General features: G+C 70.8%; 9 protein-coding genes and 1 pseudogene. 7 read left to right on the forward strand and 3 right to left on the reverse strand.

Annotation, left to right across the window (positions count from 1 at the left end):
* Positions 1-182 precede the first annotated feature (182 nt).
* Positions 183-1712, forward strand: coding sequence for a helix-turn-helix domain-containing protein (locus OG698_RS14685; protein WP_406103447.1), 1530 nt, complete (start codon positions 183-185; stop codon positions 1710-1712).
* A 15-nt stretch (positions 1713-1727) separates the two neighbouring features.
* Here the strand turns inward: OG698_RS14685 and OG698_RS14690 are convergent.
* Positions 1728-2036, reverse strand: a pseudogene (locus OG698_RS14690) (NAD(P)-dependent oxidoreductase); the annotation flags it as partial.
* A gap of 150 nt (positions 2037-2186) precedes the next feature.
* On the opposite strand from OG698_RS14690, the gene OG698_RS14695 reads away from it, so the two are divergent.
* The 5 genes from OG698_RS14695 (at position 2187) to OG698_RS14715 (ending at position 7591) form a co-directional block, all read left to right on the forward strand.
* Positions 2187-3389, forward strand: a complete 1203-nt coding sequence (locus OG698_RS14695; RefSeq protein WP_406103448.1) for an RNA-guided endonuclease InsQ/TnpB family protein — start codon at positions 2187-2189, stop codon at positions 3387-3389.
* Positions 3390-3486: 97 nt separating this feature from the next.
* Positions 3487-3972 (forward strand): MFS transporter, encoded by a 486-nt coding sequence (locus tag OG698_RS14700; protein WP_406111074.1) that lies wholly within the window; start codon positions 3487-3489, stop codon positions 3970-3972.
* Positions 3973-4026: 54 nt separating this feature from the next.
* Positions 4027-4821: an IclR family transcriptional regulator gene (locus tag OG698_RS14705; protein WP_406103449.1), complete on the forward strand. Its 795-nt coding sequence runs from the start codon at positions 4027-4029 to the stop codon at positions 4819-4821.
* 70 nt (positions 4822-4891) lie between these two features.
* On the forward strand, positions 4892-5932 hold the full coding sequence (locus tag OG698_RS14710) for an NAD(P)-dependent alcohol dehydrogenase (RefSeq protein ID WP_406111076.1): 1041 nt from the start codon (positions 4892-4894) through the stop codon (positions 5930-5932).
* Positions 5933-6133: 201 nt separating this feature from the next.
* Positions 6134-7591: an NF041680 family putative transposase gene (locus OG698_RS14715; RefSeq protein WP_406103450.1), complete on the forward strand. Its 1458-nt coding sequence runs from the start codon at positions 6134-6136 to the stop codon at positions 7589-7591.
* Positions 7592-7760: 169 nt separating this feature from the next.
* Here OG698_RS14715 and OG698_RS14720 read toward each other — a convergent pair whose 3' ends face one another.
* Positions 7761-8165 carry a RidA family protein gene (locus tag OG698_RS14720; protein ID WP_406103451.1) on the reverse strand — a complete coding sequence of 135 codons (405 nt, stop codon included), beginning with the start codon at positions 8163-8165 and terminating at the stop codon, positions 7761-7763.
* Positions 8162-9292 carry an acyl-CoA dehydrogenase family protein gene (locus OG698_RS14725; RefSeq protein ID WP_406103452.1) on the reverse strand — a complete coding sequence of 377 codons (1131 nt, stop codon included), beginning with the start codon at positions 9290-9292 and terminating at the stop codon, positions 8162-8164. The genes OG698_RS14720 and OG698_RS14725 overlap by 4 nt, the downstream gene beginning before the upstream one ends.
* A gap of 151 nt (positions 9293-9443) precedes the next feature.
* Between OG698_RS14725 and OG698_RS14730 the strand changes: the two genes are divergently transcribed.
* Entirely contained in the window at positions 9444-11078 is a 1635-nt protein-coding gene (locus tag OG698_RS14730) for an AMP-binding protein (protein WP_406103453.1), read from the forward strand.
* Positions 11079-11082 lie beyond the last annotated feature (4 nt).

Here is an 11082-nt window from a genome sequence, read left to right on the forward strand (position 1 = left end):
TAATACATGAGGCCGGACTGGTCATGCCCGGCCTTGGCCGAGCCGTCCCGCCGCGCCACCGGCGGACCGTCCCCCTCATCGTCCCGCACACGCGCCCGCGCGCCACCAGGGCCGATTGACGGCCCGTCACTCCAATGGACCCCTCGGAATGCGGCATCTCATATGTGAGATAGCCTGCCGACATGGCAGACGACTACCTCGTACGCATCGGCAAGCTCATCCGTGACGCCCGTCAGCACCGGGGCTGGACACAGTCGCAGCTTGCCGAGGCGCTCGGTACCAGCCAGAGCGCCGTCAACCGCATCGAGCGGGGCAACCAGAACATCAGCCTTGAGATGATCGCCCGCATCGGCGAAGCGCTCGACAGTGAAATCGTCTCCCTGGGCTACTCGGGTCCGATGCACCTGCGCGTGGTCGGCGGCCGTCGCCTGTCCGGGGCGATCGACGTGAAGACGAGCAAGAACGCCTGCGTGGCGCTGCTGTGCGCCTCGCTCCTCAACCGGGGCCGCACCACCCTGCGCCGCGTCGCCCGCATCGAGGAGGTCTACCGCCTCCTCGAGGTCCTGAACTCCATCGGCGTCCGCACCCGGTGGATAAACGACGGCGTGGACCTGGAGATCGTGCCGCCGGCCGCCCTCGACATGGACGCCATCGACGCGGCCGCCGCCCGCCGCACGCGCTCGATCATCATGTTCCTCGGCCCGCTCCTGCACCGCCTCGACCACTTCAAGCTGCCGTACGCGGGCGGCTGCGACCTCGGCACCCGCACCATCGAGCCGCACATGATCGCGCTGCGCCGGTTCGGCCTGGACATCACGGCGACCGAGGGGCTCTACCACGCGCAGGTCGAGGCGGGGGTCTCCCCCGGCCGGCCGATCGTGCTGACCGAGCGCGGCGACACCGTGACCGAGAACGCGCTGCTCGCGGCCGCCCGCCACGACGGCGCCACCGTCATCCGCAACGCGTCCTCGAACTACATGGTCCAGGACCTCTGCTTCTTCCTGGAGGCCCTGGGCGTACGCGTCGAGGGCATCGGCACGACCACCCTCACCGTGCACGGCGTGCCGCAGATCGACGTCGACGTGGACTACTCGCCGTCCGAGGACCCGGTCGAGGCGATGAGCCTGCTTGCCGCCGCGGTGGTCACCGAGTCCGAACTGACGGTGAAGCGGGTGCCGATCGAGTTCCTGGAGATCGAGCTCGCGGTCCTGGAGGAGATGGGCCTCGACCACGACCGCACGGCCGAGTACTTCGCGGACAACGGCCGCACGCGCCTGGTGGACCTCACCGTCCGGCCCTCCAAACTGGAGGCGCCGATCGACAAGATCCACCCGATGCCGTTCCCGGGCCTCAACATCGACAACGTGCCCTTCTTCGCGGCCATCGCCGCGGCGGCGCAGGGCCAGACCCTCATCCACGACTGGGTCTACGACAACCGCGCGATCTATCTCACCGACCTGAACCGGCTCGGCGGGCGCCTCCAGCTGCTCGACCCGCACCGCGTCCTCGTCGAGGGCCCGACGCGCTGGCGCGCCGCCGAGATGATGTGCCCGCCCGCGCTGCGCCCCGCCGTCGTCGTACTCCTCGCGATGATGGCCGCCGAGGGCACGTCCGTGCTGCGCAACGTCTACGTGATCAACCGCGGCTACGAGGACCTGGCCGAGCGGCTCAACTCCGTCGGCGCGCAGATCGAGACGTTCCGGGACATCTGACTCGATTGGCGCCGTTCAGGGCCGCGGGAAGAGGTTGAGCAGTTCCTCTTCCGCGGCCCATCGGCGTATCTGCTCCGCGATCAGGCGCTCGGCGCGCGGGCGGAAGGCCGCCGAACCGCCGGCCACGTGCGGGGTGATGAGGACTCCGGGGGCGTGGCGCAGGGGGTGGTCCGCCGGGAGGGGCTCCGGGTCGGTGACGTCGAGCGCGGCGCGCAGCCGGCCCGTGGCGGTCTCGGCGAGCAGGGCCTCGGTGTCGAGGGTGCGGCCGCGGCCGACGTTGACGACGAGGGCGCCGTCCGGCAGCGCGGCCAACTCCTTCTTCCCCCGAGTCCTTTCGTGGGTACCCCCTGTCTGAGCCGGGGGAGGAAAGGGAAACCCCCACGGAGCAGGACAGGGAGCGGGGTTTCGCCGCCAAGGGCGAAAGACCGTGCTCTGACCGGCAGGTTTGGCCTTCACGTGTGGCACCACTAGTTTGTGAGAGCGACCACGACGTGCGTGAAGCGGGCGTTCAAGTACCGCTTCTATCCGACCGATGCGCAGGCAGCCGAGCTGTCGCGCACGTTCGGTTGCGTGCGCAAGGTCTACAACCTGGCGCTCGCGGCCCGTACGGAGGCGTGGGCGCGGCAGGAGCGGGTGAACTACAACGCCACGTCGGCGATGCTGACGGCATGGAAGAAGACCGAGGAACTCGTGTTCCTCAACGAAGTCTCTTCGGTACCGCTCCAGCAGTGCTTGCGGCACTTGCAGACGGCGTTCACCCACTTCTTCGCCAAGCGGGCGAAGTACCCGCGCTTCAAGTCGAAGAAGAAGTCCCACAAGTCCGCCGAATACACCACGTCCGGCTTCCGCTTCCGTGACGGCCAGCTGACGCTGGCGAAGATGTCGCAGCCGTTGGACATCGTCTGGTCCCGACCGCTCCCGGAGGGAGCGAAGCCGTCCACCGTGACCGTGTCCCAGGACACGGCGGGGCGCTGGTTCGTCTCCATGCTGTGCGAGGACCCCGGCGTCCAGCCGCTGCCCGCGAACGGCAACGCGGTCGGTATCGACGTCGGCCTTAACCACCTGCTGACCCTGTCCACCGGTGAGAAGATCGCCAACCCGCGCCATGAGCGCCGCGACCGTGCCAGGCTGTCCCTGGCCCACAGTCGCCTGGCGAAGAAGGCCACGGGGTCGGCGAACCGGGCCAAGGCCCGACGCAAGGTCGCCAAGATCCACGCCCGGATCGCCGACCGGCGCCGAGACCACCTGCACAAGCTGACCACCCGACTCGTGCGTGAGAACCAAACGCTCGTGATGGAGGACCTGACCGTCCGCAACATGGTCAAGAATCGGCACCTGGCCCGCGCCATCAGCGACGCGGCGTGGGCCGAGTTCCGGAGCATGCTGGAGTACAAAGCCGCCTGGTACGGGCGGGACGTGGTCGCGGTCGACCGCTTCTTCCCCTCGTCCAAGCTGTGCTCCTCCTGCGGCACTCTCCAGGAGAAGATGCCGCTCAACGTCCGTACCTGGACGTGCGGAAGCTGTGGCACGACCCACGACCGGGACGTGAACGCGGCGAAGAACCTGCTGGCCGTCGGACTGACGGTGACAGCCTGTGGAGCCGGTGTAAGACCTCAACGGAGAACTCCGGGCGGGCAGTCGGCGACGAAGCAGGAAGCCCCACGGCGCGAGCCGTAGGAATCCCCCCTCGTTTACGAGGGGGGAGGAAGTCAACTTCTGGCTGCCGTCGAGAAAAAAGAAGGGCTCCTGTGAGGGCATCGGCAGCACCGGTCTGCTGACCGCCGTGCCGTACGCGTTCGCGGTCGTCGCCATGTTGCTCAACTCGCGCCTGTCCGACCGCAGCGGGCGGCGCAAGGCGGCCGTGTGGCCCTGGCTCGCCGCCGGCGGCCTCGCCCTCTTCGGCTCGTACGCGGCCGGGTCCCACTTCCCCGTGGCGCTCGCGCTGCTCGTGGTGGCCGGACTGTGCCTGTACGCGCCCTACGGCCCGTACTTCGCCCTCGTCTCCACGCTCGCCCCGGCGGGCGTCTCGGGCGCGGCGGTGGCGCTGGTCAACTCGTTCGGCGCGCTCGGCTCGTTCGCCGGGACGTATCTCGTGGGCTGGGTACGCGGCACGTCGCTCGGCGACGCGGGGGCCTTCGCGTTCATGGCGGCGGGCGCGCTGGTCTCGGCCGCGCTGATGCTGGCGGTGCACGAGCCCCGGCCGTCCGGTTCACGCCCGGGTACGGTGAACCGGCAGCCCACCGCTGCCACCACCACCTGAGTGCGCCGGGAACCGGTCCCGGCGTACGGGCGCAGCACACGGGAGACGAGCAGCGTGACCACGACGTCCGGCGACGACATGCTCGGCCGGGGCCTGCGACTCCTCACCGTGCTCGCCGACCATCCCGCGGGCCTCGGGGTGAGCGCCGCGGCCCGCGCCGCGGCGCTCCCGGTCAGCAGCGCCCACCGGCTCCTCGGGCGGCTCGCCGCCGAACGGTTCGTGGCGTACGACGAGGACACCCGGCGCTACGCCCTGGGGGCCCGGGTGCTCGAACTGTCGCGGGGTTTCCAGCGCTCACCGGCCGGCTACTCCGCGGCGGCGGCTCCGATGCGCAGGCTCGCCGACCGCACGGGCCTGCCCGCCATCGCGGGCATCCTCTACGACACGGACGTGCTGCTCGTCCTCACCGCGCAGGGCACCCAGCACCTCCAGCTGCGCAGTGCGGAGGGCACCCGTAACGCCTGGCACGCGACCTCGCTCGGCAAGGTCCTCGTCGCGGGCCTGCCCGAGCGTGAGCGCGACGAGTTGCTCGCGGCCGAGCTGGCCGCGGTGACCGACCGCACGGTGACCGACCCGGCGGCGGTCCGCAAGGAGCTCGACGCCGTGCGCGAACGCGGCTGGGCCGAGGTCGACGAGGAGAACGAGGTCGGCGTCCGGTCCATCGCCGTCGCCGTGCCCTCCCCGCACGGGGAGGCGCCGCGCCTCGCCGTCTCGCTCGGCGCGGCCGTCGCCCTGACCGGCGCCGACGAACTGCGCGCGCGTCCCGGCCCTGCGCGCGTGCGCCGAGGACATCGCGGCGCACATGGACCACTGAGCAGATCTTCGGGTGTGACGGCCGCCGCCCGGTGACATTCATCCCGGGGAGGGCTGCCACGGGGCCCCGCACCGCTCCCGGGAGGAACGCACGATGACCGAGCTGATGAAGGCCGTCCAGTACCGCGCGGTGGGTGCCGCCCCCGAAGTCGTGCGGATCCCCGTGCCCGCCCCCGGTCCCGGCCAGGTGCTCCTGCGCGTGACGGCGGCCGGTCTCTGCCACTCCGACTTCGCCGTGATGAGCCGGCCCGCCGAGCAGCTGGGCTTCCCGCTGCCGCTCACGCTCGGCCACGAGGGCGTCGGCACGGTCACGGAGGTGGGTGACGGGGTGACGGATGTCGCGGTCGGCGACGCGGTCGCCGTCTACGGGCCGTGGGGCTGTGGCACCTGCGTCAAGTGCGCGGAGGGCAAGGAGAATTACTGTCTGCGCGCCAGGGAACTCGGCATCTTCCCGCCCGGCCTCGGCGCGCCCGGCGCCATGGCCGAGTACATGATCGTGGACAGCCCCCGCCACATCGTGCCGCTCGGCGGCCTCGACCCGGTGCAGGCGGTGCCGCTGACCGACGCCGGCCTGACCCCGTACCACGCGATCAAGCGGTCGCTGCCGAAGCTGGTGCCGGGGTCGACGGCCGTCGTGATCGGCACGGGCGGGCTCGGGCACGTCGCGATCCAGCTCCTGCGCGAGCTGTCCCCGGCCTGGGTGATCGCGCTCGATGTGAACGAGGAGAAACTGGCGCTCGCCCGTGAGGTGGGCGCCCACGAGGCGATCCTGTCGGACGCCGAATCCGTGGGAATGGTAAGGGAGTTGACCGGCGGCAGGGGCGCCGAGGCGGTCTTCGACTTCGTCGGGGCCGCGCCCACGGTGGCCATGGCGGGCAGCTGCGTGGCGGTCGAGGGCGATGTCGCCATCGTGGGCATCGGCGGCGGCAGCCTCGCGGTCGGCTTCGGCACGACACCGTACGAGGTGTCGGTGACAGCCCCTTACTGGGGCAGCCGCAGCGAGCTGATGGAGGTACTCGACCTGGCGCGGGCCGACGTCATCTCCGTACACGTGGAGACGTACGGCATCGACGACACGCCCACCGCCTACCAGCGGCTGCACGACGGGACGGTGCGCGGACGCGCGGTGATCCTGCCGCAGGAGTAGTCGGCCGCGAGCGTGCGTTCCGGACGCCGCCAGGCAGGCGGGAATTTGACGACAGGCCCTAGCTTGATCTTTAACGTGCGGCGTCGAATGGTCCGTCGAACTTGATCACTCGGTTTGGTATCTGCCGGACATGAAGGCGGCCTTCGTCTGAACATGTGCTCCGACCAAGGAACACACACATTCAGCACGAAGGCCGTGAGGATGAGTCTGCTGCATCATGCTGTCCGGCGAGAGCCGTTGGCGGAACTGTCATGCTTCCGGGGCGAGTTCTACTCCTGCCTGACCGCTCGTTCGGACGCGTTGTTCGAGCTGGCTGATGCCGTTCTGTGCAGCGACGGACCGGTGAGGTCGCTGGCCGAGCTGTCCCTGGTGGGTGAACATCGCCGCGGCCATGGCGGGCTCTACGCCGCTCTGGCCCGTGGACGCATTAACCCGGGCCAGCTGCGGCGGGCACTGGCCGAAGTGCCACTGCCGCGGACTGCTGACGGCCGACTGGTCCTGGCCATCGATGTCACCTGCTGGCTGCGGCCTGACGCCCACACCTCACCGCAACGGATCCTGTGCCACACCTACGGCAGAGGAAAAGACCAGCACATCCCCGTCCCCGGCTGGCCCTACTCGATCATCTGCGCACTGGAGCCAGGCCGCAGCTCATGGACCGCACCACTAGACGCGCTTCGTCTGGCGCCCGGCGATGACACCGCCACCGTCACCGCCCGGCAGCTGCGCGATCTGCTTCAGCGCCTGATCACCGCGGGGCAGTGGCAGACGGGCGACCCGGACATCCTCATCGTCGCGGACGCCGGATACGACGCCCCCCGCCTCGGCTTCCTCCTGAGGGACCTGCCCGTGCAGGTGGTGGCCCGGATGCGATCAGACCGCGTCCTGCGCAGGGCTGTCCCACCCCGGCTGCCCCACACCCAGGGCCGGCCGCCCCGGCACGGAGGCGAGTTCGTCTTCGGACAGCCTGACACCTGGTGCACCCCGGACACCGAAACCGTCACCGACACACGCCTCTACGGCACCGCCAGGGCCCGTTCCTGGGACCGACTCCACCCCAAACTGACCCACCGCTCCTCCTGGGCCACAACCGACGGCACCCTCCCCATCGTCGAGGGCACCGTGATCCGCCTGGACATCCACCACCTGCCCAGCGGAGCAACACCGAAGCCGGTCTGGCTGTGGTGGTCAGGCACCCACGCCACACCAGCAGACGCCGATCGCCTCTGGCAGGCATACCTGCGGCGCTTCGACATCGAGCACACCTTCCGCCTCTTCAAACAGACCCTCGGCTGGACCTCCCCAAAGCTCCGCACCCCCGAGGCAGCCGACCGATGGACCTGGCTGATCCTCGCTGCCTACACCCAACTGCGGCTCGCCCGCCCACTCGCAGCCGACCGGCGCCGTCCCTGGGAGAAACCCACCCCGCCGGACAGACTCACCCCCGCCCGAGTCCGCCGCGACTTCCGGCACATCCGCCCGCAATCGGCCTGTCCAGCCCAAGCACCGAAACCTTCGCGCCCTGGCCCCGGACGGCCGCCGGGCCAAATGAACACACGACCCACACCCCGCCACGACGTGCATACACCCCGCAAAACAGCGGCAGCGAAAAAGAGAACGACGAAGTCAACCACCCCACGACCACGCCGCACAGGTTAAAGATCAAGCTAGGGTCTTTCGTTTGGATCAGGCCGGATCAGGGAGCGGGGTCATGGGGGTCCCCCCTGCTCGAGCGCAGCCGAGAGCTTGGTGGAGTCGGCGACTGACGACAACGCCGCGAGGTACGGCACCAGACCCCGCGAGCCCGGCCTGATCCAAACGAGAGGCCCTAGTCCGGCAAGACCGCCAGCCCGTCCAGTTCCACCAGTGCCTGCTCGTCCCACAGCCGCGTCGTGCCGATCACCGCCATCGCCGGATAGTCGCGGCCCGCCAACTCGCGCCAGATACGACCGAGTTCACGTGCATGGGTGCGGTAGTCGGCGACGTCGGTGGCGTAGACGGTGACGCGGGCGAGGGTGTCGGGGGTGCCTCCCGCGTGGCGCAGTGCGGTGAGGAGGTTGGTCAGGGCCCGCTCGAACTGCTCCGGGAGCGTGTCGCCGGTGATCTTGCCGTCCGCATTGAGGGCGGTCTGTCCGGCGAGGAAGACCAGGCGGCCGCCGGTGGCGGTGACGGCGTGCGAGAAGCCGGTGGCCGGGGAGAGTTCGGGTGGATTGATCCGCTCGATACTGCTCACGCGTACAACTCCTTGGCGATGATCGCGCGTTGGACCTCGCTGGCCCCTTCATAGATGCGGGGTGCCCTCACCTCGCGGTAGAGGTGTTCGAGGAGGTGGCCGCGTTGCAGGGCGCGGGCGCCGTGCAGCTGGACGGCGGTGTCGACGACGTGCTGGGCGGTCTCGGTGGCCAGGAGCTTCGCCATCGCGGCACGCTGCGGCACGTCGGGAGCGCCCGCGTCGTACGCCGAGGCCGCCGCGTAGACCATGAGGCGGGCCGCCTCCGTGCGCAGGGCGAGATCGGCCACCTGGTGGGCGACCGTCTGGAGGTCCTTCAGCTTGCCGCCGAACGCGTCGCGCCGGGCGGTGTGGTCGAGCGTCGCGTCGAGCGCGGCCTGCGCCATGCCCACGGCGAAAGCCCCGACGCTCGGGCGGAAGAGGTTCAGGGTGGTCATGGCGACGCGGAAGCCGCGGTCCGGTTCACCGAGCACGTCGTCGGCGGTGACCGGGACCGCGTCGAAGTCGAGGGAGCCGATGGGGTGCGGGGAGAGCATGTCCAGGGGGGTGCCGGTGAGGCCGGGGCGGTCCGCCGGGACCAGGAAGGCGGTGACGCCACGGGCGCCGGCGTCCTGGGCCGTACGGGCGAAGACGGTGTAGAAGTCGGCCTCGGGGGCGTTCGAGATCCAGGTCTTCTCGCCGATGAGGCACCAGCCTCCGGTGCCGTCGGGCTCGGCGCGCAGGGCGAGGGCCGCGGCGTCGGAACCCGCGCCCGGCTCGCTGAGCGCGAAGGCTGCGACGGCCGTGCCGTCGCTGACGCGCGGCAGCCAGTGCGCGCGCTGCGCGTCGGTGCCGTACGCGTGCACGGGGTGTGCGCCGAGTCCCTGAAGGGCGAGAGCGGTCTCGGCCTCCGTGCAGACGCGGGCGAGGGACTCGCGCATCAGGCACAGGTCGAGGGCGCCGGAGCGGAACAGCCGCTCCAGGAGGCCGAGCCGGCCGAGCTCGGCGACGAGCGGCCGGTTGACCTTCCCCGGCTCGCCCTTCTCGGCGAGGGGTGCGAGCCGCTCGGCGGCGAGCGCGCACAGCTCGGCACACCAGGCGGTCTGTGCTGGGTCGAGCGAGAATGACGGAGCTGCGGACTTTGCGGTCATCTGTCGGCGCCTCCCGGTTCGCCGGCGGCTCGGGCCGGCTCCGTCACGTTATCGCGGACCGTTGACTGTCGTCACCATCACGATACGCTCGTTCCGCGAGCCCACCGACACCTGTTTGCGCGAGCCCACCATGACAAGGGGGCGCACGGCCATGACAGACGCTCCACCGCAGCACACATCGGCCCACGTCGACACCTTCGCGCGCGACCATCTCCCGCCGCCCGAACTCTGGCCCGACCTCGTCTTCGACCTCCCCGAACTGCGCTATCCGCAGCGGCTCAACTGCGGGGCCGAGCTGCTCGACCGCACCGTCGAGCGGTTCGGCGCGGAGCGTCCCGCGTTCCGCACCGGCGACGGGGAGGTGTGGACGTACGGGGAACTCCTCCGCCGCGTCGACCGGATCGCGCACGTACTCAGCGGCGAGCTGGGCGTGCGGCCGGGGAACCGGGTGCTCCTTCGCGGCCCCACCACGCCCTGGCTCGCGGCCTGTTGGCTGGCCGTGATGAAGGCGGGCGCGGTCGCCGTCACCGTCCTCGCGCAGGCGCGGTCGCAGGAGCTGGCGACGATCTGCTCCATCGCGCGGGTCACGCACGCGCTGTGCGACGCCAGGACCATGGACGACCTGGTGAAGGCCGAGGTGCCCGGGCTACGGGTCACGCCGTACGGCGGCGAGGGGCCCGACGACCTCCTGCGGCGCGGCTCCGGACAGCCGGAGACGTACGACGCCGTGGCGACCGCCGCCGACGATGTCGCCCTGATCGCGTTCACCTCGGGCACGACCGGACGCCCCAAGGGCTGCATGCACTTCCACCGGGACGTCCTCGCCATCGCCGACACGTTCGCGCGCCATGTCCTGCGGCCGAGGCCGGACGACGTGTTCGCGGGGAGCCCGCCGCTCGGTTTCACGTTCGGGCTCGGCGGTCTCGTCATCTTCCCGCTACGGGCCGGCGCCTCGTCGCTGCTGCTGGAACAGGCCGGGCCGCGGCAGCTGCTGCCCGCCATCGCCGAGCACGGGGTGTCCGTCCTGTTCACCGCGCCGACCGCGTACCGCGCACTCCTCGACGGGATCGACGGCACCGACGGGCGCGCCCTCTCTTCGCTGCGGCGGTGCGTCTCGGCGGGCGAGAACCTGCCGGCCGCGACCTGGCGCGCCTGGCACGAGGCGACCGGGATCCGCATCATCAACGGCATCGGCGCCACGGAACTCCTGCACATCTTCATCTCCGCCGCCGACGACGCGATCCGCCCCGGGACGACTGGCGTGCCCGTACCCGGCTGGCAGGCGCGCGTGATCGACGCCACCGGGGCCGAAGTACCGGACGGAGAACCGGGGTTGCTCGCCGTGCGCGGCCCGGTCGGCTGCCGCTACCTCGCCGACGAGCGGCAGACGACGTACGTCCGCGGCGGCTGGAACGTCACCGGGGACACGTATGTCCGCGATCCCGACGGCTACTTCCGGTACGTCGCCCGCGCCGACGACATGATCATTTCTGCGGGGTACAACATCGCGGGCCCTGAGGTCGAGGACGTGCTGCTGCGGCACCCGGACGTCGCGGAGACCGCGGTGGTGGGCCGCCCCGACGACGAGCGCGGGCAGATCGCGGTCGCCTACGTCGTGCTGCGCGAGGGCGCCCGCCGGGACCCGGAGGCGCTGCGGGCGTTCGTGAAGGCCGAGCTGGTGCCGTACAAATGCCCGCGCGAGATCGTGTTTCTGGACGCGCTGCCGCGCACGGCGACCGGGAAGCTGCAGCGGTTCCGGCTGCGCTCCACCGGCGATCTAGAGTGACCAC

Source organism: Streptomyces sp. NBC_01003 (assembly GCF_045162695.1).
GTDB lineage: Bacteria > Actinomycetota > Actinomycetes > Streptomycetales > Streptomycetaceae > Streptomyces.